The sequence below is a fragment of the Pseudarthrobacter sp. R1 genome, assembly GCF_024494415.1.
Classification (GTDB): Bacteria; Actinomycetota; Actinomycetes; order Actinomycetales; family Micrococcaceae; genus Arthrobacter.
In genome coordinates, this window is the sequence record NZ_JAMKFI010000009.1 from 167,277 (window position 1) to 187,985 (window position 20,709).

The following is a 20,709-nucleotide window of genomic DNA, read 5'->3' on the forward strand; positions in this document are numbered from 1 at the left end:
CGCTCACCTTGTGTTCACTTTTGCTCCCTACCGTGGAGCGAAGGGGACCAAGAGCTCCCCTTACGGCTCAAGGGGTAACGATGGCAAAAAACGTCAAGCACGACGCTGTTGATGTGCCGCTGCGCAGGGCAACGCCCGCGCCGCATTGGAAGCAACTGCGCCAGGGCGACCGCGTCCGCGTAGTCTTCACGCCCGGCTTCGAGAGCGGCGGCTTGGTGGACGCCATCACCGGGGACCACACCGCGGTGTGGATAAACCTCGACGGCGGCCGCGGCCGCACGCTGCTGCACTGCAGCGACGGCGTGGAGATCCTTCCCGAGGAGGATTAGGCCGGGCACACCCTGCTGCGCATCCCGGCGGCTCCGGTACGCTCGCAGGGTGAGTTTGCCGTTCTTCAGCAGCCCGGACAACACCGGCGCCCAAACGCCCGTCGCCATGGCCCACCGGGGCTTTTCCCGGGAGGGGCTGGAAAATTCGATGGCCGCGTTCCGCGCCGCCGTCGAACTCGGCTACCGCTACCTGGAAACCGATGTGCACACCACCGCGGACGGGGTGGTGCTCGTCTTCCACGATGACACCCTGGACCGGGTAACGGACGGCAGCGGGCAGATCGCCGCGCTCACCGCTGCTGAGGTGGTCGGCGCGCGCATCAGCGGCCGCGAGCCGATTCCCACCTTCGATGATCTGGTCACCGGGCTGCCCGGGGCCCGCCTCAATGTGGACGTCAAGGACTGGAACTCGGTCCGGAGCCTCGCTGCCGCGATCGAACGCCACCAGGCCCACTCCCGCGTGCTGGTCACCAGCTTCTCGGACCGGCGGCGACGGGCGGTGCTGAAGCTGCTGAGCCGCCCGGTGGCGTCATCGGCCGGAGTGGTTCCGGTGGCCTTGTTTACGGTGCTCGGCCGGGTGCTGCCCGGACCTGTCTTCCGCTGGACGATGCGGCACGTACTGCATGGTGTCCAGGCACTCCAGGTTCCGGTGCGGCGCGGGATGATCGAAGTGGTGACGCCCGGTTTTATCCGCCGCGCGCACGCCCTGGGCCTGGTGGTCCATGTCTGGACAGTCAATGAGCCCGCGGAGATGCGCCGCCTGCTCCGGCTCGGCGTGGACGGCATTGTGACCGACCGCGCAGACCTCCTCCGGGACGTGCTGCAGGAACGCGGCGAGTGGCCGGGCCAGCCGGAGGACTAACCCCTGCCTGTGCTGGTGGAAGGGTCCTGGTCGCCTTCGGACGGATCTGCGCGCAGCTCATCCGGGTCGCCTTCCGGCAGCCCGCCCGTCACGCCGCCGGGGCCGCCGCTGCCTGCCGTCCCGGCCCCGCCGGCCGGGGCGGAGGCACTGCCTGCCAGGCCGTCGTCGCCCGTTCCCCGGCCTGCTTCCGCGCTGTCATTGTTCGTTTCGTCTATATCCCCGCCAAAGGGACTCTCGGAGACCGGGCCCGGGGCCGCGCCGGCCTTGAGGCCGGGAGCCTTTTGCTTCTCCGCCTCCATGGCGTTGGATCCCTCGCTGAGCGAGGAGTGGACTTCCACGTCGTCATTGGGATCCGAGGGGTCCGGAACATGCAGTTTCTCAGTGGGCTTGCTCGTTCCTGCGAGGTCCTCCATGGCGTTCTCTGCTGCCTTGCCGATGCTGTCGCCGATACCCATGTGACTGCTCCTTCTGACACTGCGTGCCGGGCGCCCCAGTGGACTTCCGGAATTACCCTTCCAGAATTATCAGCATGCTTACAATTAGTCCAGAGCTGGGGTACGAGACCACGGCCCGGCACAGGAAGGACGAGTATTGTGAGCAGCTACCATCCGGAAAACGATCCCGCCAACCCTGACCAGCCTGGCAAGAATACGCCGGGCGCTAACGGGGCAGGTGCGGCCCAACAGGGCGGGCGCGACTCCGCCGGCTCGGCGAATCCGGACCCGGCGGCAGGCAACGTAACGGGGTTGGAGCCGGGCGGGGGAGTGCCGCCAGGTGAGACTCCTCCGGCGGAAGACCAGATGAGCGCCGACCAGGGGCACGAGGAGTAAACCGTCCGCCAGGAACGGCCCGGCGGACACGGATAGGCCTCGCCGGGCCGGCGCCTAGGTTCCAGCCATCCGCGGGCCCTGCCGGTCGCGGCGGCAGCCGATGGTCAGAGGGAGTCTTTGGGTGGGGTGCTGCCGCCGGACTTCTCGGGGCCGACGAGTTGCCGTTTGAGCCCGTCCATGTCGAGGCGGGTGTTCCAGCTTGCCCAGTCCTGGGGCCGGACGGACGGCCTGCCCAGCAGGTAGCCCTGGCCGGCACTGATGCCAAGTTCCGTGAGGACCTCCAGTTCGCCGACCGTCTCGATGCCCTCCGCCACCAGGGTGGTGCCGATCTGCCCGGCGAAGTCCACCAGGCAGGCGACCATGGCCCTCTGGATGCCGTCCTTGTCCACGTCGCCAATGACATTCCTGCCGACCTTCAGGAAATCCGGCCGCAGGTGCACCATCCGGCTCAGCGCCCCGGCCTCGGGGTGCGTGTCGTCAACGGCGATACGCAGGCCCTTGTCGCGCAGCGGGCTAACGGCGGCAATGAACTGCGGGTACTCCTCATCGCTGATGGTCTCCGTCAGTTCCAGCACCACCCGGCTGATGGGAAGATCAATGTGCTCGAACAGCTCCGGCAGGCGCGGGTCCAGGCATGAGGTGGGCGAAATGTTGAGTGAAACGTACAGGTCTTTGGGAAGATCCCTGGCTGCAGCGGCAGCGGATCCGAGGGCCGAAAACTCGAGGTTCGCGCCCAGGCCCACCGCCGCCGCCTCTGCAAACCAAAGTTCCGCGGCAGCGCCGTCGTCGCTGACAAAGCGGGACAGTGCCTCCACGCCCACAACCGATTCTTCCGCAAGCCCGTAAATGGGTTGGAAAGCCGTCATCAGCATCTGGCTGTCAAGCAAAGCGCTGATGCGTGACATGCTTCGAATCGCGTCAATCTGTTCAGCGAGTTTCGGCGGGATGGCGACGGATTCCAGGCGCATTTTCCTGGCGCTGTCCAGCGTCTCAACCGTGTTGGCGTCACTGCGCCGCGTTTCGAGGAGATACTCCAGCAAAGCCCGTTCAGGCACGCCCGGATTCTCGTCGAGACTGTTGCTAAGCCGCTGCCGTACAGCGGCCCCGGATGGATCCGAGTCCGCCAAAACAGCGGCGATGATTCCCCACGCCTGCACACGAACCGACATTAGCTACGCCCCCAGTTGACGAAGTAATGACCCCTTGGCCCTTTGTTGTTCAAATTCCAACCGCTTCTGAAGTCCCGTGCTGCTGATCAGCCGCGACATCCACGGCGACGAAAATCAGACCCAGCACGATGATCGTATATCGGGGCGGACAAAAGTGCAGTACTTTTCTGTTACGGGTTAGCGCTTTCCGGCTGGCCCGCCAGGAGCTCCGGAACCTGCGCAGGCGGGACAGGGCGGCTGAAGTAATAGCCTTGCGCGCTGAGGCAGCCCAAACTCCGTAATATCTCTGCCTGCTCCGCCGTCTCAACGCCTTCCCAGACCGCCTCCAGGCCGCAGGCGCGAACAAGTTGCAGGACGGCGGCCACCAGGGCCGGTTGGGTGGGATCGGTGCCCAGGCCGGTGATGAGGGAACGGTCCACCTTCACCCGGTCCACCGGCAGCCGGCGCAGGTAGCTGATGGATGAGTAGCCGGTGCCGAAGTCGTCGATCTCGATCCCCACGCCGAGGCCGCGCAGCCCGCCCAGCGAGTAGCGGTCCAGTTCGTTGCCCTTGACGATCGCCACTTCCGTCAGTTCCAGGACCACCTGTTCCGGCCGGACAAGGGTTTCCTTCAGGACATTCCGTACATCCTCAATGAACTGAAGGCTTTGCAGATCGGTAGCGGAGATATTGATCCGGACGGAGAAACGGCTGTCCACAAGGGACTCGTCAATCCATTGCCGCAACTGATGCACCGCCGTGCGAAGCACCCACAGCCCCAGGACGGAGATCAGCCCCGCATCCTCGGCCAGTGGAATGAACTCATCCGGCATGATGAGCCCGCGGGTCGGGTGGTTCCAGCGGACCAGGGCCTCCACGCCTTCGATCCGCCCGGAGCTGAGTTCCACCACCGGCTGGTAGTGCAGCGTCAGGCCGTCGCTCTTGATGGCTGCCCGAAGGTCCTCCACGAGCTGGCTGCGGAGCCTGCGGACCAGCAGGAGGCCTGGTTCAAACCGGTGAAGCTTGTTCTGGCCCTCGGCCTTGGAGGCGTACATGGCGACGTCGGCCTCCATCAGCATGTCCTCGGGGGTCTGCCCGGCTCCGCCAACACTCAGCCCTATGCTTGCACCGCAGCGAATACTTCGCCCCGGCAGTTCAATCGGTTCGGTCAACGCCGAAAGGATGCGGTGACCCACGATGGCTGCCTGGTCTGCGGAGACCGCCGGCATAACGATCGCGAACTCGTCCCCACCGAGGCGTGCCACGACGTCGGTAGCGCGTACTGCGCCGCGGATCCGTTCCCCCACGGTGATCAGGACCTGGTCACCGGCAGTATGGCCCAGGCTGTCATTGATGGATTTGAAGGCATCGAGGTCCATCAGCAGGATGACGGGCCCTTCGCTGGCATCGTCGTCGTCAATCGCGGCGCGCAAAGCCTCGATGAGCGCCGAGCGGTTTGCCAGGCCTGTCAACGGATCCTGCATGGCCATCTTCTGCATTTCCAGGTGGGCCTCGTGCAGCAGTTGCGTGCGCACCTGCACCCGCTGTTCAAGTTCCTCGTAAATGATCTGAAGGTCCTCGGCCAGCAGGTTCGTGCCCATGATGATCGCGTCGAGCTCATCGCGGGCTTCGGATACCTCGATCCGGGAGGCGAGGTCTCCCGATGCCAGCCGGACAATGCCTTCCAGCAGCTGTGAGAGCCGGGGGTCATTGTCAGCAAACATCAGTCCTCCTTCCCCTGCTCAGTTGGCCTGGCTGTGGTCGGTATCCAGCGGAAGGCTGACGGTGACAGTTGTACCCGCGCCCAGGGTGGAAGCCACATCGATGTGGCCACCATGGCGTGCCACGATGTCCTTGGTGATGGCCAGGCCCAGGCCCGTTCCGGGAATCGCGCCGGACATGGCGTTGGAGGCGCGGTAGAACCGGGTGAAGACGTGGTCGATTTCCTCGCTGGAGATGCCGATGCCGTTATCCGCGACGCTGACGGTGGCCCACCGCGTTCCGTCCGCCGCCGCGTGGGATTCGCTGCCCACCTCGATCCGGCCGCCGCTGGGGGTGAACTTGATGGCGTTGGACACCAGGTTGGTGAACACCTGCTGCAGCTGTACCTCATCGGCCAGGATTTCAGGATCTTCCGGGAGCGGCTCGACGGCGATGGTCACGTTTTGCAGCTGGGCCAACGGACGCAGCGCGCCCGCGACAAGGTCCAAAGTCTGCCCCAGGCGCACCGGGGTGAGGTGCATCAGGTTGTCATCGAGGCCGTTGCGGGAAACACTCAGCATGTCTTCGATCAGCGTCCGGAGCCGCTCCGTGTTCCGCACCACGATGTCCAGCATCTGGTGGACCTCGGGGGAGACCGGCTGCTCAGTGCTCTCCTGGATCATGTCCAGGTACGCCATGATGGACGTCAACGGCGTCCTCAGCTCGTGGTTGACGGTGGCAAGGAAGTCTGTTTTCGCCTTGTCGAGCTGTTGAAGCTGCTTAACAACCTGCTGCTGACTGCTGATGAGGTGGCTTTGGATCAGCCCATGGGCGGCATTGCCCGCCACATGCTGGATCAGCCCCAGCTCGGCGCGGGACCATTGCCGGGGCTCCAGCATAACGATCCAGATAATGCCCAGCGAGGAGCTTCCTTCACCCATCGGCACGGCCAGCAACGATGCAGCCGGTGCAAGGCCCGGGGTGCCGGATGCTTCACCCGGCTTTGTATCCTCTTCGGACCCGTCAAAGGAAAGCGTTTCAGCAGCCGCCCAGAGCATGTCCGCAGTGTGCCTGGCAGAGTCCTGATCCGGAAGCGCTGCTGCCGGAAGCTTCTCCAGTCCAGGCCTTGTCCACGTAGCGTCAATCGGGGAGACCCGCTCGTCCTCAAAAGTAGAGAGCCGGACGTGGTCAGCCTTGAACGTCCGGCCGAATCCCTCCACCACGAGGGACGCAATCTGCTGCGGATCGTTGGTGCCACGGACGGCAGCGGATACCAGCCTGAGCTGCTCCCGGAGACCTTCGGCTTCCTGTCGCGCCGCTGCCCGCCGGGACACCTGCGTAATGAGTGCAGTGGCACGATGCACCAGTTCTTTGGGCGGCACAGGTTTAGCGATGCAGTCGTGGATGCCGGGAGGCTGCATGGCTGCGACCTCGGCGGGGCTGTCCAGGTCCACCATCACAAGGACGGGAGCTTCTGCTTCCACCGCAGACAGCAGCGTATCAACCACGATGACCGACGGCTCGCCTGCGTCGAGCATGGCGGCAAGCCCGCTCGCATGCCCTGCGGTGCGAACCTCGTAGCCGGCATCGCGCAGTGCCTGTGCGTTGACCGCCAGCCTGCCGTCGTCGGGGTCCGCCACAACAGCGGTGCGAGGCACAGTCGAGTCCCACGGCATGTCAGCCGCCACAACGCCCCCCTTTGATCCCAGTTGAGTACATTGTAGGGCGACGACGGCTGGATGAACCCGCAGAAGGTGTACATCCCGCAAGAGCGACGAAACAACCGGAGCGGGGAGGGGCGCCGCACCGCAAACGGCACCGCTTGGCTGCTTGCACTATGGGGCACACCATATATTTGATGCGTGTCCTCCCCAGCGAAATCAGTGCGCTCTGCCTGGCAGAAGTACCTGATGATCCCCAAACTCGTCCGGCTGTCCCGTTCCGCGCACAAGGACCGGCCCGTGGCGTGGGACAGGTACTGGGCAGGCATAAAGGTGACCGGTGCAGGCGGCGAGGTCCTCTGGGACTCCGGCAGGGACAGTGAGTTCCTGGGCTACAGGAATGTGCTGGTGCGCCACCTGGACCCGAAACTTCCGGTGGTTGACGTGGGATGTGGACACGGCAGCTTCACGCGGGCCCTGGCCGGTGTCTTCCCTGCGGTGATAGGGGTGGACGTATCCGCCCACGCTGTTGCCCGTGCCCGCACGGAATCCGCGGCAGACGGCAACATCGCCGAACGGGTCCGTTACGAGGTGCGGGACATGACAGCGCCGGGTGCCGCAAGGGGGCTGGGGGACCAACGCGGAGCCAACGTCTTCATCCGCGGGGTGCTCCACGTGCTGAGCCCTGATGACCAGGTGGCACTGGTGGAAAACCTTCGGCTCCTTGCCGGCAGCGGCGGCGCGGTGTTCCTTGCCGAGACCAACTTCCAGGGCAACCCTGTGGACTACGTTTCACACCTGGGCGCAACCACCAGGGGCATCCCCGCGCCCCTTGAGCGGGCCATCCGCGAACTGCCCATGCCTGGCCATTTCGGCCCTGCTGAACGGGCCCGCGTCCTTCCCGAAGACACCTGGGAGCTCCTCGAGGACGGTGCCGTGGCCATCGAGACGAACCCCATGACGGACGTAGCTGAACAGAGCCGGATCCCCGGCTATTACGCCGTGCTGCGCCCCCGGTCCTAGCCACCGCTGCCCGGGCGGAGGTATAATCTGCATCCGCACGGCCCCCTTGGCCCTGCCCCCTTGACACGGAGGCGGAACCGGAGGCTACATAGTAAGTAGACTTACTAGTTATCTCCAGGGGAAAGGATAGCCACCATGGAACAGGACAAAGGCAAGAAGGGCCGCGAGGCTGAAGCGGAACGGGACGAAGACGACCTGGGCGCAGGCCCGGATGACGGCAAGGTCCGCACGGGTCCTGAATCATCCAAATCCCTGAAGTATTCACAGGAGGTCACCTCAACGGACGACGAACCTGAGCGCGAGGGCCGGAGCCTGGTCACCACGCACCACGAAGTCATCAGGCAGTGGGCGGAGGAGCGCGAGGGCGTTCCGGCCACAGTGGAGGGCACCGAGCACGGTGACCACCTTGGAGTGCTGCGGATCGACTTTGGCGGCGAAAATGACAAGCTCCGCCACATTAGCTGGGAAGAATGGTTCGAAACCTTCGACTCCCGCCAGCTGAACTTCATTTACCAGGAACAGCGCAGCGACGGCCAGCAATCCAACTTCTTCCGGCTGGAAAACCCCGGCCGGGAAGACGCCTAAGCCGCATCCGTCCAGCCGTACCCCGAAAGAGCAGCACCGGACCACCTCCGGCGCTGTCCCGTCGTCGGCAGGCGTAAAACCAACAGGAACAACCATGCGCGAACTTATCCCTTCCGGTTCCCTCCGCGGGATGCTGCTGCCACCAACCTACGGCCGGCACGTCACGGACAACACCGCATTCACCGTCCTCTCCGTCGAAATCTGGGCCACCGGGCTGGTTGTCAACATCCAGCTCGCCTCAGACGGCGAGCCGGAGCCCCACATCGTCCTCCAGGACCACTTCGGAACCGAGTATTCGCTGCGCCACTCCGCGAATCTGGGCTCCCGGAACCTGCAGGTCTTTACCCCCTCGGTGCCGCCGGGAACCAGGAGCCTGACAGTCAGGTCGGCTGACGACGCCAAGGCCAGGCCTGTTGTTACCTTTGCCGTCCCGCTCATGGCCGTGCAGGATGCCACCGCCGACGCGGACGACGCCCGCTACCCCTCGCCGCCGGAACTCCGCCGCCCCGCCTGACTACTCAAAAGGAGCCACTATGCAGGACACCACAGGTTTCAGCCCTGCCACCGCCATCGTCACCGCATCAGATTCCGGAATCGGCAAGGCCGCAGCCGTGGCACTGGCCAAGGCGGGCATGGACGTCGGCGTGACCTGGCATTCGGACAAGGCCGGCGCCGAATCCACGGCAGAAGAAATCCGGAGCCTGGGACGCAAGGCCGTGGTGCGGCAGCTGGACACCACAGAGCTCCGGGCAGCCGGCGGCGTCATCGAGGAACTGGCCGAGGAGCTCGGCGGAGTGGACGTATTCGTCAACAACGCCGGGACCGGAGATGGCACCAAGTTCCTGGACCTCGACGTCGACACCTGGATGCAAACGCTGGACACCAACCTCAACGGCGCGTTCGTCTGCCTTCAGGCGGCCGCCCGGCGCATGGTGCAGGCGGGCAGGGGAGGGCGGCTGATCGCCGTCACCAGTGTGCACGAGTTCCAGCCGAGGGTGGGGTCGTCCGCGTATGACGCGTCCAAGCACGGCCTGGGCGGCCTGATGAAGACGCTGGCCCTGGAACTCGCGGAGCACGGCATTACCGCCAACAGTGTTGCCCCCGGCGAGATAGCCACGCCCATGACGGGCCAGGAGGATGAGGATCCGACGGCGAAGGACAGGCCGGGGGTCCCGCTGGGCAGGCCAGGGGACGCGCGGGAAGTGGCTGCCGTCATCGCCTTCCTCGCATCGCCGGCCTCGAGCTACGTCACCGGCGCTTCCTGGGCGGTGGACGGCGGGATGCTGCAGATGGGCCCCCAGGGCGGCTCGCACATCACCAGCCACGACTGGCGCGAGGGGTAGGCGGGCCTCACCTGCGCCTGAGGGAGTGCTTGCCCGTGTTACGTTGCGGGCAAGCGCTTTCCGTTGCAGGGCTGGCATGATGGACCCCATGCGCATTCTTATTGCTCCGGACAAGTTCAAGGGTTCTCTCACGGCTGCCGAAGCTGCTGCCGCCATCGCCGAGGGCGCGCTGAGGGTCTACCCCGACGCCGTCGCCACGCAGTTCCCCATCGCCGACGGCGGCGAGGGCACCCTCGAAGCCGCCGTTGCTGCCGGGTACGAGGAACGGATCAACGCGGTGGTGGGTCCCATCCTCGCCCCGGTCGGCGCTGCCTGGGCCATCCGGAAGGACGACGCCGGCAAGGTCACCGCGGTCATTGAAACGGCCCAGGCTTCCGGCCTTGCCGACATGGAGCCAACCCCGGCGAACGCGCTGCGGGCCCACAGCTACGGCTGCGGACAGCTGATCGCGGCGGCGTTGGACGCAGGCGCCACCGAAATTGTGCTGGGGCTCGGCGGATCGGCAATGACCGACGGCGGCAGCGGTGCCCTGCGCGCTCTGGGCCTGAAGCCGCTCGACCGGGCCGGAAACGTGGTCCCGCTGGGCGGCGGCTCACTCGCAGACGTCGTGGCGCTGGACTCCTCCGAACTGGACCCCCGGCTGGCCGCCACCAGGTTCCGCATCGCCGTCGATGTACGTAATCCCCTCTACGGAACGCTGGGCGCCGCGCACGTTTTCTCCCCGCAAAAGGGCGCGGACGAAGAGTCCGTGGAACTGCTCGACGCCGGACTTCGCAACTGGGCGTCCCTGCTCCGCGAGGCCACGGGCCGGGACGTCAACATCGAGGGGGCGGGCGCTGCCGGCGGCTTCCCGGCGTCGTTCCTTGCCTTTACCGACGCCGCGCTGGAAGGCGGCTTCGCGCTTGTGGCGGGGCTGACCGGCCTGGCGGACCAACTGTCCGGAGCCGACCTGGTGATTACCGGCGAAGGCTCCATGGACGTCCAGTCTCTGACCGGCAAGGCGCCGATTGCGCTCGCGGACGCGGCCCGGGAACGGGGCATCCCTGTCATCGTGGTGGCCGGCAGGATCCTGGTGACTCCCGAAGACCTCGCCGGGCACGGCGTGGTCGCTGCAGCGCAGCTGCTGGATGTTGCGTCAGGCCCGGAGGATGCCGTGGCCAACGCCGCCAAGTACCTGGCCTGGGCAACAAGCCAGGTACTTGAAGGCGCTTAGCCAGGTGTGGCGCCGGCACCCGGCGCCTGAACCTAGACGATGGTTTTGTTACCCCGGCGGCGATTCCAGATGAAGATCGCGATCAGCGTCAGCAGGATGACCCCGCCGATCACCCAGGGCGTGTTGTCGGTGCGGGTCGACTCATTCTGGGCCGACTCGCCGGTTCCGGGATTGGCCGGGCCGGTGGAGGCGGTATCCCCGGGAGAAGGCGTGGGAGATGCCGCGGAGAGCGCAACGGTGGTCCCCGCACTGTCAGCGGCCATCGAGGCGTGGGCGGCGCCGATTGAAAGTGCCGGTGCGGCAAGCAGCAGCAGGGCTGCCAAGGCAGTTCGCAAAAGTGCTTTCATAGGGTTCTCCTGTCGGTTGTCAGCGGCCGGTTGTCCGGCCGCGTGGCTGGTATCGGGACACATGTGCAGCCGGGCGGAAACGCGGGTGATGGCTTTCCGTGGCAGGTCCAGGGGAGCCGGGCTGCCTTGCGGCACGTTATAGTTACCTGGCCGCTTCAGCCCGCCTGTTCAGGTGGATGGGCACGTAGACCAGCAGGACCACCATCACGGCCAACAGCGCTCCGCCGGCAGTGAGGCCTGCTGAGCGTCCGGCGGTCACGTCAAAGACCAAGGCAGCAGTGCCGGCGCTCAGCAGCGCGATTCCGGCAAGGGTGATCTTGGCGATGGTGTCCCCGCTGGCAACCAGGGTTTCCTTGAGCCGCTTCCGGAAAAGCCGCCGGTGGACACTCACCGGCAAAAGGATGAGCGCCGTGGTCAGCGCAGCGATCACCACATTCGTCAGGTAGAGGACAATCTGGAAGTCATCAAGGTCTTCAAACCGCTCCTGGAAGGGCAGTGTCAGCAGGAAGCCGGCCAGGATCTGCACGCCCATCTGCAGCACCCGCATCTCCTGGAGCAGCTCAGCCCAGTTGCGGTCCAGCTGTTCCTCGCGGGTCTCATTCCTGCCCGTCCGGCCGGTGTAATCCTCCACGTCCGACATTGCCTCTCCTTCCTGCGCCATCCTGGCCCTGGCTACCTTTCTACTCCCCAGGTACCCAGAAACCGGGACAACGTTGCACCGCCGCCCGCATTTGATAAGTTTACTGATTATTCGCACGGAACGGTGGACTTTGCTCCGCCGGCCGGGATAGCTTCGAAGGGCCGGTGCACGGCGGGGCCTTCGGAAACCGACAGAGTGAGTAGGCGGACTATGAGCGACACGGACAAGCAGACAGACCAGCCAAAGGATCCCCGGGGCGGCTACCACGCAGGCCCGTTCCCGGAGCAGGAGCAGAAGCAGCCCGGCCTGACGGCGCCCATGGAGCCGAAACCTGACCACGGCGAACTCAGCTATGAGGGGCACGGAAAGCTGCAGGGCAAGGCCGCCCTCATTACAGGCGGAGATTCGGGCATCGGCAAGGCTGCTGCCATCGCCTTCGCCCGTGAGGGTGCCGACCTTGCCATCTCCTACCTTCCCGAAGAGGAGGAGGACGCCCAGGACACCGCGGACTGGATCCGCAAGGCGGGCCAGCGGGTCCTCCTCTTTGCCGGTGACGGCCGTGAAGAGGAGTTCAGCACCCGGATCGCCAACGAAACGGCAGCCGAGTTCGGCCGCCTCGATGTGGTGGTGCTGAACGCGGCATACCAGAAGAACCGCGAGAGCCTGGAGTCACTGCCCACGGAGGAATTCGACCGGGTCTTCAAGACCAACCTGTACTCGCTGCTGTGGACGGCGCGGGCGGCCGTGCCCCATCTGAAGGCCGGTGCCTCGATCATCACCACGGCTTCCATCCAGGCTTTCAACCCTTCGCCGGGGCTCATTGACTACGCGATGACCAAGGCGGCCCAAGTGGCGTTCACCAAAGCACTGGCGCAGGAGCTTGGCCCCAAGGGAATCCGCGTTAACGCCGTGGCTCCCGGCCCAATCTGGACCCCGCTGATTCCGGCCACCGAATGGCCTGAAAAGCTCCCCAAGTTCGGCCAGGACACACCGCTGGAACGGGCCGGCCAGCCGGCCGAGCTTGCTGCGGCCTACGTCCTCCTGGCCTCCGAAGACGGGTCCTACATTTCGGGGGCCGTACTGCCGGTCACCGGCGGTAAGGGGCTCTGAGCAGCCACCCCGCGCAGTTCACTTTCATCCAACGCACACCAGGAGGAACCATGACGCAGGAAAACCAGCACGCGCAGCCGGAAACGGACCCGGGCGGATACGGCACTCCCACCGCCGAGCAGGAAATGGGCGGGGCGCAGGCCTCCGCCGGTGGCTCGGACACCGGCAGTACGGGCGACTCGGGCAGTGTAGGCACGAACGAGCCGCAGTCCGGTACCAGTGAGGATCCGGTGCCGCGCGACGTGGACCTTCCCTCCGGTGAGGCTGAGCTGGATGAAGGCAACGATGACTCCCAGGGTTCAGCCCCGGTGTCCTCGGAGCCCGGGCAGGAAGCCGCCGGGATCCCGGACGGCAGCGGCAACGACCTGCCCGAGGAGAAATCACCCAACGACGACGGCGGCGAAAGCTTCGACGCCGGGTAATCGGCTTGGGTGCCCCGTCCGAGGGCGGTGCGCCCACACACTGAAGGCCTCCGCCCCTGCCGGGATGGCAGCGGGCGGAGGCCTTCGCCGTGCCAGGGCATACATTCCGGTGATGTGGGTACAGAACCAGCGAACCCCATTCACTATCAATGCCGAGGCGGCGCCAGGAGGTGGCTGTGAGCAGGAGATCATCAGAACAGTGGGCACGGCGTGTTGAGGTGCCGGACACTGTGGCAGTCGACGTGCTCGTTCCCACCTGCAACCGCCCGGCCGAACTGGCCGTGACCCTGGCCGGCCTGGCCGGGCAGACTGACCCTGCATTCCGCGTGGTGGTGAGCGACCAGTCCACTGATACTCCTGGTTGGGAACATCCTGCAGCGGCGGCGATGGTGCGGGTCCTCGAAGCCCAGGGCCGCCCCGTCACGCTGCTCCGCCACCTCCCGCGGCGGGGATTGGCCGAGCACCGCCAGTACCTGCTGGATCAGTCGACGGCGGAGAAGTGCCTTTTCCTTGACGATGACATCTGGTTGGGGCCGGGTGCCCTGGAGCGGCTCAGCCGGGCACTGGACGAGCTGGACTGCGGTTTTGTGGGGATGGCTCCCCAGGGCCTGTCCTACCTTGATGACAGGCGGCCGGAGCAAACGGCCGGCTTTGAAGCGTGGGACGGCCCCGTGACGGCGGAACGCATCCGGCCGGGGGCCCCCGGCTTTGATCGCTGGCCGCTTCATAACGCCGCCAACCTCAGCCATCTCAGCGCTGACCTTTCCCTGGAACCGGGGGAGTGGGTGCCCTACCGCGTTGCCTGGCTTGGGGGATGCGTGCTCTACCGGCGGGAAGCCCTGAACGCCGCAGGCGGCTTTGCCTTCTGGACCAGCCTTCCCGTTGACCACGCGGGGGAGGACGTCGTGGCCCAATGGCAGGTCATGGAAAGGTATGGCGCCGCTGGCATCCTCCCCTCCGGAGCCGTCCACCTGGAGTCCCCCACCACGGTGACGGACCGCCGGGTGGAGGCCTACGACGTCGTCCTAAGCGCACATTCGCAGGCGTACTCAGGACATACCGCAGCCGCAGATTAGGCCGCCAAGCGCGCTGCCCCTCCCGCCCGCAGGGTGGGCGACGTATTCTTTAAAAATCGAGGTTTTGCAGTAGGCCGACGCGCTCAACAAAGGCGTGGGAACATGGCCGCTGAACCCACAGGGCAGGTCGGCTGGGGACCGCTTCACCTGCCCCCGGAGCCGGTTTTCGACAGTAAGGACGTCGAGACCTACCTCTGGGAAGTCACCCATGATTTCATGGCGGACATCAAGGGCGAAGGCCGCGGTATCGTCTGGGCAGCCACCCTCTTCCGCCTGGGAAAAGGGCACACCATTGCTGCCAGTGCGGAGCAAGCCCGCGAAGCGGACCGGGAACAGTGCTCCTTCGCTGACGGACCCGTCATCGAGGCTTTGCGGACCGGCGAGTTCGTTCTGCTGTCCGACGTCAGCCGCGACCGGCGCTGGCCCGGATACGCCAGCGCGGCCGCAAGCCATGGCGTCCAGTCGCTCCTGTCAGTCCCCATCGTGGCCGAGGGCGGGACGAGCGCTGCCATCAACCTATACGCGTCCTCACCCCATGCCTTCACCAGTGATGACCTTCTCCGGATCCGGAGCTACGTTCAGCAGGTTGCCCGCGCGCTGCGCGTGGTAGTCCGGGTGGCGGAGCGCGCGGAAGCGACGGCGGGCCTCGCCGTCGCTCAAAGCTCGCTGGTCCTGGTGGACCTGGCGGTGCGCAGCCTCATGGACGAGTACGGCCTTTCGCGCGAGGGTGCCCTGCGGTTCCTGCAGCGGGAGGCGTCGCACCACGAGCTGGGGCTGCGTGATGCGGCACTGACCATCGTTGCGCCTGTCTCTGGCGGGGATCCTGCCGGGCCACGGAGGGAGGCCTTCGAAAACGTTGAGGACTTCCGGCTGGTGGCGCCGGCGGAGCTTGACCAGCCGCTGGAGGCGGTTGCTGCCCCGGAAACGGACCCATCCCCAAAGGCGAGAGGACGGCAGTCATGACTATCCATCAGCAGGAGACATGGCCAGGACGGCCGCCGGCAGGGCGGCACCCCTGGCACCGCTTCGTAGCCCTCGGCGACTCCTACACAGAAGGGGTGGGCGACCCCGAGCCCCTCAGTATCGGCGGGCTCCGGGGCTGGGCTGACCGGGCGGCGGAGGAACTCAGCGCCGGCCAGCGGGACTTCGCCTACGCCAACCTCGCCGTGCGCGGGCTGGTGCTCCAGGAAATCCTGGACCAGCAGCTGGAGCCCGCCCTGGCCCTCAAACCGGACCTGGTGGGAATGTCCGGCGGCGGAAACGATGTTGTTTTCCACCGGGGCGATCCCGACAAGCTGGCCGAGAAGATGGACCAGGCGGTGGGTTTGCTGGCCGAAACCGGCGCCACGGTCCTGCTGTTCGCCGGACCGGACTGGGGAAGCACGCCGGTGTTTAGCCAGATCCGGGGAAGGCTAGCCATCTACAACGAACACCTCCACACCATCGGACTGCGCCACCACGCCGTGATGGTGGACCTGTGGTGCCTGCCGGCGCTCCACGACGCCCGGATGTGGGACAGGGACCGGCTCCATCTTTCACCGCTGGGCCACCAGGCCGTCGCCATTGCCACCCTGGACGCGCTGGGAGTACCGCATTCGCTCAAGGCCCTGCAGCCGCGGCCGGTTCCATCCCATGGCTGGACGCAGGCAAGGGCGGAAGACCTGATCTGGGCCAGGCAATACCTGTTTCCGTGGGTCCTGCGGCGGCTCCGGCCCCGGCCTGAGTCCCTCGCCGCCAAGAGGCCGCAGGCCGGCCCGGTCTTCGGCGTTGGCCTCCCCGGCCCGTTCCCTCCCGGGCACCCGGCCGGGAGCATGGCGCCGGACAGCCTGGAGGACGCTGCGATGACGACAATCGGTGGCGGGACCGCGGGCACGGCAATGCCGGAGGGCGGGGCGGGGCGGGAGGACGTGGACGAACCCGGTGAAGTCGCCTAGCTCGTTGGCCTAACGCTTCTTCGGCGACCGCTTGGCGTTCATCGCTGCCTTGGCTGCAGGCGGCAGCCCAGCCTGTTCGGTCTCGGGTTCCGCCACTGTGCCCCTGGCCTTCGCGATGGCCGTCATGCCGTGGTAAATGACCAGGGCGGCGGCTGAACCGAGTGCGATGCCTGTGAACGTGAGGTCGCCGATGGTCCAGGTGTAGTCCGCGATGCCGATAATCAGGGCAACGGCGGCAGTAGTGAGGTTTACCGGGTTGGAGAAGTTCACCTTGTTCTGTACCCAGATCTTCACGCCCAGGATGCCGATCATGCCGTACAGCATGGTGGCGGCGCCGCCCAGTACTCCCGGCGGAACAGTGGCAATGAGCTCCCCGAACTTGGGGGAGAAGCTCAGCAGGATGGCGAAGACGCCTGCCACCCAGTAGGCCGCCGTCGAATAGACCTTGGTGGCGGCCATAACGCCGATGTTCTCGGCATAGGTGGTGGTTCCCGAACCGCCGCCGAAGCCGGCCAGGACGGTGGCGGCGCCGTCGGCCATAAGCGCACGCCCGGAGACGCCGTCGAGGTTCTGGCCCGTCATGGCTGCCACGGACTTCACATGGCCGATGTTCTCGGCCACCAGCACCAGCACAACGGGCACGAACAGGCCGAGGACGCCCACATGGAACTCCGGGGTCTGGAACTGCGGCAGGCCCACCCAGGCGGCTGCCTCCATCTTGTCGTAGCTCACCTCGCCCCGGAGCATGGCCACGAGGTAGCCCACCACCACGCCGACGAGGATGCTGAGGCGGCCCAGGATGCCGCGGAACAGGACGCTGACCAGGATGATGGTGGCCAGCGTAACGACGGCGGTGACGGGGGCGGCGTCGAAATTATTCTTCGCTGCGGGGGCAAGGTTGAGTCCGATCAGCGCCACGATGGCGCCAGTGACGATCGGAGGCATGAGCCGGTTGATCCAGCCTGCGCCGAACTTCTGCACAATGGCTCCCACGATGGCCAGGGCCGCGCCGGCCAGCACCACTCCGCCCAGGGCGCCGGGCACGCCGAACTGCTGCTGCGAGGCCGTGATGGGGGCGATGAACGCGAAGCTTGAGCCGAGGTAGCTGGGCACCCGGCCCTTAGTGATTACCAGGAACAGCAGCGTGCCGATGCCCGAGAAGAACAAAGTGGTGGCCGGGGGCATCCCGGTAATGATGGGCACCAGGAAGGTGGCGCCGAACATCGCCACCACGTGCTGCATGCCCACGCCGATGGTCAGCGGCCAGGCCAGCCGCTCGTCCGGGGCCACCACATGGCCCGGCTTGATGGACTTGCCGGTGCCATGCAGCTTCCACTTGATTCCGAGCATGCTCATGGTGGGGGCCTTTCAAAGGGGTGCCTTGTGACGGCGAAGATCAGTTGGCTCCAGAATACCGTCCGCCTCTTATGCCGGTCAGCTGTGCCCAGCGTCACCTGCCGTCACGGGAAGAGGATGCGACTACTTGAAGTTGCAACTATGGAAAGCAACGAGGCCGCCCCAGCAGCGGGGAGGCGCAGCGAAAGGTAAGCCCATGACCATTGCCCACGAAGAAGCAGTCATCGATTCGGCCGCCGTCGACGCCATCTTCGCCCAGGCCCGCACCGCCAACTCCTTCACCGGAGAGGTGACCGACGAGCAGGCCCAGGCGATCTACGAACTCACCAAGTTTGGCCCCACAGCCTTCAACTCCCAGCCCCTGCGCGTCACGTATGTCCGCTCGGACGAGGCCCGCGCCAAGCTGGTGGACGCCCTGATGCCCGGCAACCGTGCCAAGACGGCTTCCGCTCCGCTGGTTGCCATCCTGAGCTACGACACCGACTGGGCCGGGCAGTGGGACACCTTCCTCCCCGGCTACAACGCTCCGAAGGCCATGTACGACGCCAACCCGGAATTGGCTGCCGCCGCGGGCAACAACAACGCCCACCTGCAGGCCGGCTACTTCATCCTGGCCGTCCGCTCCCTCGGGTTCGCAGCGGGCCCCATGACCGGCGCTGACTTCGGTGCCATCGACGCCGCTTTCTTCCCCGCGGGTGACCAGAAGAGCTTCCTGGTGGTCAACATCGGCCAGCCGGCCGAGGACGCCTGGGGCGAAGCCAAGCCCAAGTTCTCCTACGAGGACGTAGTACGCACCGTCTGATCCCCCCGGACACTCTCTCACCTAATGCGTCATTTCGGCCATCGCTCTCTCACCTGTGAGAGAGCGATGGCGTTTAAGGCGCATTAAGTGAGAGAGCGTTGGAAGGGGGCGGAGCGGGAGGGGTGTGGTGGGAGACTGGGCAGATGCGGAACCTCATCCTGGTTGCCTTCGTCGAACCCGTGGCGGACGGGCTGGTTTTCCCGCGGACGCACTGGCCCCTGCACATCACGCTTGTGAGGTTCGACGTCGGCACTGATGACGTAGCCGAACGGGCGGCAGTCCTCGCGGCACCGTACGCCGGGGCAGCCTTGGGCGCCCGCCTCACGGTGGGGGAGGACGCCGGTTTCGGCCGGAACGGTTCGGTTCCCGTCAGCCTCATCCAACCTCAGCCGGACCTGCAGGCCCTGCATGAGCAGCTGGTCACCGCCGCCGAGAGCCTTGGCGGCAAGATCCTCACGCCGGCCCACACGATGTCGGGTTACCGGCCGCACGTTTCACACCACGGGGCCAAGCGCCTGAACCCGGGCGACGCCGTCGTACTCGACCGGATCGCCTTGGTGGACATGGCGCCGGACGGTGACCGCACCGTCCGGCGCGTCCTGCGGCTGTGGAGCCTGGACGAAGTGCCCGGCTAGGCGATGACGCCGTCCACCAGGGCCTTGGCTTCCGCCTGCACCTGCTTGAGGTGATCCCCGCCCTTGAAGGACTCGGCGTAGATCTTGTACACGTCCTCGGTGCCGGACGGGCGGGCGGCGAACCAGGCGTTTTCCGTGACCACCTTGAGCCCGCCGATGGAGGCGCCGTTGCCGGGTGCTTCCGTGAGTTTGGCGATGATCGGCTCGCCGGCCAGCTCCGTTGCCGTCACGTCCGACGGCGACAGCTTGCCGAGTGCCGACTTCTGCTCGCGCGTGGCTGCAGCGTCAATGCGGGCGTAAACGGGCGCACCGAACTGGTCCGTCAGGCCCTTGTACAGCTGGGACGGGGACTTGCCCGTGACAGCCGTGATCTCCGAGGCCAGCAGGGCCAGCAGGATGCCGTCCTTGTCCGTGGTCCAGACGCTGCCGTCCTTCTTGTTGAAGGACGCGCCGGCCGACTCCTCGCCGCCGAAGGCGCCCTCACCGGAGAGCAGGCCCGGCACGAACCACTTGAAGCCCACCGGGACCTCTACGAGCTTGCGGCCCAAGCTTTCTGCCACGCGGTCGATGATCGAGGAAGACACCAGGGTCTTGCCCACCACCGACTCCGGGTTCCAGCCGCTGCGGTTGCGGTACAGGTAGTCGATGGCCACGGCGAGGTAGTGGTTGGGGTTCATCAGCCCACCGTCCGGGGTGACGATGCCGTGGCGGTCCGCGTCGGCGTCGTTGCCGGTGGCGATGTCGAAGGCCGACTGGCCGGACGATGAAGCGTCTGACATCCGCTTGATCAGCGAGGCCATGGCGGCGGGCGAGGAGCAGTCCATCCGGATCTTCTCGTCCCAGTCCAGCGTCATAAACGCCCACTGGGGATCCACGCTCGGGTTCACCACGGTGAGGTTCAGGTGGTGGCGCTCACCGATCTCGCTCCAGTAGTCCACCGCGGCGCCACCCATGGGGTCCGCGCCGATCCGCACGCCGGCGTCGCGGATGGCGTCCAGGTTCAGGACGGAGGGGAGATCGTCCACGTAGCTGCTGAGAAAGTCGAACTTGCCCGTGGTGTCAGCCGCCAGCGCGTCGGCCAGCGGGATGCGCTTGACGCCCCGGAGGCCGTTCTCGAGCAGTTCGTTGGCGCGGTTCGCGATCCAGCCGGTGGCATCGGAATCGGCCGGGCCGCCGTGCGGCGGGTTGTACTTGAAGCCGCCGTCGGCCGGGGGGTTGTGGCTGGGGGTGACCACAATGCCGTCAGCCTGCGGAGCCCCGGTACCGGCGTTCCTGTTGTACGTGAGGATGGCGTGGCTCAGCGCCGGCGTGGGGGTGTAGCCGTGGCGGGCGTCGATGAGGACCTGGACGCCGTTGGCGGCCAACACCTCGAGCGCGGAGTTCTGCGCCGGCTCGCTCAGGGCGTGGGTGTCCTTGGCCAGGAACAGCGGGCCTGTGATGCCCTGCCCGGCCCGGTATTCCACGATTGCCTGGGTGATGGCGACGATGTGCTTTTCGTTAAATGAGGCATTGAGGCTGGAACCGCGGTGCCCCGAGGTGCCAAACGCCACGCGCTGGCCGGGGTCACCCAGATCCGGCGTGATGTCGTAATACGCGTCGAGAAGCGCAGTGATGTCAACAAGGTCCTGGGGTTGGGCAACTGTACCCGCGCGGCTAGCCATGGGACCAGCATGCCAGACCCGGGCCGCAGCC

Annotated in this window: 23 protein-coding genes; 15 read left to right on the plus strand and 8 right to left on the minus strand. The window is 66.2% G+C overall.

The features are described 5' to 3' along the window. The first annotated feature begins 80 nt into the window (after positions 1–80). Complete coding sequence (locus M8J71_RS18000) at positions 81–329, plus strand: hypothetical protein (protein ID WP_256249174.1); 249 nt, start codon at positions 81–83, stop codon at positions 327–329. Positions 330–378: 49 nt separating this feature from the next. Then, a complete protein-coding gene (locus tag M8J71_RS18005; protein WP_256249175.1) occupies positions 379–1,191 on the plus strand; it encodes a glycerophosphodiester phosphodiesterase in 813 nt (270 codons plus the stop codon). Here M8J71_RS18005 and M8J71_RS18010 read toward each other — a convergent pair. After that, the gene (locus tag M8J71_RS18010) at positions 1,188–1,646 is read right to left on the minus strand and encodes a hypothetical protein (RefSeq protein WP_256249176.1); all 459 of its coding nucleotides are present in this window, start codon (positions 1,644–1,646) and stop codon (positions 1,188–1,190) included. The two genes, M8J71_RS18005 and M8J71_RS18010, sit on opposite strands and share 4 nt — an antisense overlap. A 138-nt stretch (positions 1,647–1,784) precedes the next feature. On the opposite strand from M8J71_RS18010, the gene M8J71_RS18015 reads away from it, so the two are divergent. Continuing rightward, on the plus strand, positions 1,785–2,021 hold the full coding sequence (locus M8J71_RS18015; RefSeq protein WP_256249177.1) for a DUF6480 family protein: 237 nt from the start codon (positions 1,785–1,787) through the stop codon (positions 2,019–2,021). A 104-nt stretch (positions 2,022–2,125) separates the two neighbouring features. Here the strand turns inward: M8J71_RS18015 and M8J71_RS18020 are convergent, their stop codons facing one another. The 3 genes from M8J71_RS18020 to M8J71_RS18030 all read right to left on the minus strand — a co-directional run bounded on the left by M8J71_RS18020 (position 2,126) and on the right by M8J71_RS18030 (position 6,546). Next, entirely contained in the window at positions 2,126–3,190 is a 1,065-nt protein-coding gene (locus M8J71_RS18020) for an EAL domain-containing protein (protein ID WP_256249179.1), read from the minus strand. A 170-nt stretch (positions 3,191–3,360) separates the two neighbouring features. Further along, positions 3,361–4,893 (minus strand): putative bifunctional diguanylate cyclase/phosphodiesterase, encoded by a 1,533-nt coding sequence (locus tag M8J71_RS18025; protein ID WP_256249180.1) that lies wholly within the window; start codon positions 4,891–4,893, stop codon positions 3,361–3,363. Between the two features lie 18 nt (positions 4,894–4,911). Beyond that, entirely contained in the window at positions 4,912–6,546 is a 1,635-nt protein-coding gene (locus tag M8J71_RS18030; RefSeq protein WP_256249608.1) for an ATP-binding protein, read from the minus strand. Between the two features lie 234 nt (positions 6,547–6,780). Between M8J71_RS18030 and M8J71_RS18035 the strand changes: the two genes are divergently transcribed. From M8J71_RS18035 to M8J71_RS18055, 5 genes are all read left to right on the plus strand, one after another. Further along, positions 6,781–7,554, plus strand: coding sequence for a class I SAM-dependent methyltransferase (locus M8J71_RS18035; RefSeq protein WP_256249609.1), 774 nt, complete (start codon positions 6,781–6,783; stop codon positions 7,552–7,554). 135 nt (positions 7,555–7,689) lie between these two features. Further along, the gene (locus M8J71_RS18040; protein WP_256249181.1) at positions 7,690–8,139 is read left to right on the plus strand and encodes a hypothetical protein; all 450 of its coding nucleotides are present in this window, start codon (positions 7,690–7,692) and stop codon (positions 8,137–8,139) included. A gap of 94 nt (positions 8,140–8,233) precedes the next feature. Further along, on the plus strand, positions 8,234–8,653 hold the full coding sequence (locus M8J71_RS18045; RefSeq protein WP_256249182.1) for a hypothetical protein: 420 nt from the start codon (positions 8,234–8,236) through the stop codon (positions 8,651–8,653). Positions 8,654–8,672: 19 nt separating this feature from the next. Further along, on the plus strand, positions 8,673–9,482 hold the full coding sequence (locus M8J71_RS18050) for an SDR family oxidoreductase (protein ID WP_256249183.1): 810 nt from the start codon (positions 8,673–8,675) through the stop codon (positions 9,480–9,482). Between the two features lie 88 nt (positions 9,483–9,570). Further along, positions 9,571–10,695: a glycerate kinase gene (locus M8J71_RS18055; RefSeq protein WP_256249184.1), complete on the plus strand. Its 1,125-nt coding sequence runs from the start codon at positions 9,571–9,573 to the stop codon at positions 10,693–10,695. Between the two features lie 32 nt (positions 10,696–10,727). On the opposite strand, the gene M8J71_RS18060 is transcribed toward M8J71_RS18055, so the two are convergent. Both M8J71_RS18060 and M8J71_RS18065 read right to left on the minus strand, forming a co-directional pair. Further along, positions 10,728–11,042, minus strand: a complete 315-nt coding sequence (locus tag M8J71_RS18060; protein ID WP_256249185.1) for a LuxR family transcriptional regulator — start codon at positions 11,040–11,042, stop codon at positions 10,728–10,730. Between the two features lie 142 nt (positions 11,043–11,184). After that, positions 11,185–11,682, minus strand: coding sequence for a DUF6328 family protein (locus M8J71_RS18065; RefSeq protein ID WP_256249187.1), 498 nt, complete (start codon positions 11,680–11,682; stop codon positions 11,185–11,187). A 210-nt stretch (positions 11,683–11,892) separates the two neighbouring features. On the opposite strand from M8J71_RS18065, the gene M8J71_RS18070 reads away from it, so the two are divergent. The 5 genes from M8J71_RS18070 (at position 11,893) to M8J71_RS18090 (ending at position 16,224) form a co-directional block, all read left to right on the plus strand. Further along, positions 11,893–12,792: an SDR family oxidoreductase gene (locus M8J71_RS18070; protein ID WP_256249188.1), complete on the plus strand. Its 900-nt coding sequence runs from the start codon at positions 11,893–11,895 to the stop codon at positions 12,790–12,792. A gap of 50 nt (positions 12,793–12,842) precedes the next feature. Continuing rightward, on the plus strand, positions 12,843–13,214 hold the full coding sequence (locus M8J71_RS18075) for a hypothetical protein (protein ID WP_256249190.1): 372 nt from the start codon (positions 12,843–12,845) through the stop codon (positions 13,212–13,214). A 176-nt stretch (positions 13,215–13,390) separates the two neighbouring features. Beyond that, entirely contained in the window at positions 13,391–14,290 is a 900-nt protein-coding gene (locus tag M8J71_RS18080; RefSeq protein ID WP_256249191.1) for a glycosyltransferase, read from the plus strand. 102 nt (positions 14,291–14,392) lie between these two features. Continuing rightward, positions 14,393–15,253, plus strand: a complete 861-nt coding sequence (locus tag M8J71_RS18085) for a GAF and ANTAR domain-containing protein (protein ID WP_256249192.1) — start codon at positions 14,393–14,395, stop codon at positions 15,251–15,253. After that, the gene (locus tag M8J71_RS18090; RefSeq protein ID WP_256249193.1) at positions 15,250–16,224 is read left to right on the plus strand and encodes an SGNH/GDSL hydrolase family protein; all 975 of its coding nucleotides are present in this window, start codon (positions 15,250–15,252) and stop codon (positions 16,222–16,224) included. Before M8J71_RS18085 ends, M8J71_RS18090 begins: the two co-directional genes overlap by 4 nt. 9 nt (positions 16,225–16,233) lie before the next feature. Here M8J71_RS18090 and M8J71_RS18095 read toward each other — a convergent pair whose 3' ends face one another. Continuing rightward, positions 16,234–17,580: a uracil-xanthine permease family protein gene (locus M8J71_RS18095; RefSeq protein ID WP_256249194.1), complete on the minus strand. Its 1,347-nt coding sequence runs from the start codon at positions 17,578–17,580 to the stop codon at positions 16,234–16,236. Positions 17,581–17,776: 196 nt separating this feature from the next. Between M8J71_RS18095 and M8J71_RS18100 the strand changes: the two genes are divergently transcribed. Both M8J71_RS18100 and M8J71_RS18105 read left to right on the plus strand, forming a co-directional pair. Further along, a complete protein-coding gene (locus M8J71_RS18100; RefSeq protein ID WP_256249195.1) occupies positions 17,777–18,382 on the plus strand; it encodes a malonic semialdehyde reductase in 606 nt (201 codons plus the stop codon). 143 nt (positions 18,383–18,525) lie between these two features. Continuing rightward, entirely contained in the window at positions 18,526–19,017 is a 492-nt protein-coding gene (locus M8J71_RS18105) for a 2'-5' RNA ligase family protein (protein ID WP_256249196.1), read from the plus strand. Here M8J71_RS18105 and pgm read toward each other — a convergent pair. Next, the gene (pgm, locus tag M8J71_RS18110) at positions 19,014–20,678 is read right to left on the minus strand and encodes a phosphoglucomutase (alpha-D-glucose-1,6-bisphosphate-dependent) (protein WP_256249197.1); all 1,665 of its coding nucleotides are present in this window, start codon (positions 20,676–20,678) and stop codon (positions 19,014–19,016) included. The genes M8J71_RS18105 and pgm overlap by 4 nt on opposite strands. Positions 20,679–20,709 lie beyond the last annotated feature (31 nt).

Bases quoted from the DNA above. Each gene is read 5' to 3' on its own strand.
- M8J71_RS18000 (WP_256249174.1), top strand. From the start codon at position 81: ATGGCAAAAAACGTCAAGCACGACGCTGTTGATGTGCCGCTGCGCAGG.
- M8J71_RS18010 (WP_256249176.1), bottom strand. From the start codon at position 1,646: ATGGGTATCGGCGACAGCATCGGCAAGGCAGCAGAGAACGCCATGGAG.
- M8J71_RS18020 (WP_256249179.1), bottom strand. From the start codon at position 3,190: ATGTCGGTTCGTGTGCAGGCGTGGGGAATCATCGCCGCTGTTTTGGCG.
- M8J71_RS18025 (WP_256249180.1), bottom strand. From the start codon at position 4,893: ATGTTTGCTGACAATGACCCCCGGCTCTCACAGCTGCTGGAAGGCATT.
- M8J71_RS18030 (WP_256249608.1), bottom strand. From the start codon at position 6,546: ATGCCGTGGGACTCGACTGTGCCTCGCACCGCTGTTGTGGCGGACCCC.
- M8J71_RS18035 (WP_256249609.1), top strand. From the start codon at position 6,781: ATGATCCCCAAACTCGTCCGGCTGTCCCGTTCCGCGCACAAGGACCGG.
- M8J71_RS18040 (WP_256249181.1), top strand. From the start codon at position 7,690: ATGGAACAGGACAAAGGCAAGAAGGGCCGCGAGGCTGAAGCGGAACGG.
- M8J71_RS18045 (WP_256249182.1), top strand. From the start codon at position 8,234: ATGCGCGAACTTATCCCTTCCGGTTCCCTCCGCGGGATGCTGCTGCCA.
- M8J71_RS18050 (WP_256249183.1), top strand. From the start codon at position 8,673: ATGCAGGACACCACAGGTTTCAGCCCTGCCACCGCCATCGTCACCGCA.
- M8J71_RS18055 (WP_256249184.1), top strand. From the start codon at position 9,571: ATGCGCATTCTTATTGCTCCGGACAAGTTCAAGGGTTCTCTCACGGCT.
- M8J71_RS18060 (WP_256249185.1), bottom strand. From the start codon at position 11,042: ATGAAAGCACTTTTGCGAACTGCCTTGGCAGCCCTGCTGCTGCTTGCC.
- M8J71_RS18065 (WP_256249187.1), bottom strand. From the start codon at position 11,682: ATGTCGGACGTGGAGGATTACACCGGCCGGACGGGCAGGAATGAGACC.
- M8J71_RS18070 (WP_256249188.1), top strand. From the start codon at position 11,893: ATGAGCGACACGGACAAGCAGACAGACCAGCCAAAGGATCCCCGGGGC.
- M8J71_RS18075 (WP_256249190.1), top strand. From the start codon at position 12,843: ATGACGCAGGAAAACCAGCACGCGCAGCCGGAAACGGACCCGGGCGGA.
- M8J71_RS18085 (WP_256249192.1), top strand. From the start codon at position 14,393: ATGGCCGCTGAACCCACAGGGCAGGTCGGCTGGGGACCGCTTCACCTG.
- M8J71_RS18090 (WP_256249193.1), top strand. From the start codon at position 15,250: ATGACTATCCATCAGCAGGAGACATGGCCAGGACGGCCGCCGGCAGGG.
- M8J71_RS18095 (WP_256249194.1), bottom strand. From the start codon at position 17,580: ATGAGCATGCTCGGAATCAAGTGGAAGCTGCATGGCACCGGCAAGTCC.
- M8J71_RS18100 (WP_256249195.1), top strand. From the start codon at position 17,777: ATGACCATTGCCCACGAAGAAGCAGTCATCGATTCGGCCGCCGTCGAC.
- M8J71_RS18105 (WP_256249196.1), top strand. From the start codon at position 18,526: ATGCGGAACCTCATCCTGGTTGCCTTCGTCGAACCCGTGGCGGACGGG.
- pgm (WP_256249197.1), bottom strand. From the start codon at position 20,678: ATGGCTAGCCGCGCGGGTACAGTTGCCCAACCCCAGGACCTTGTTGAC.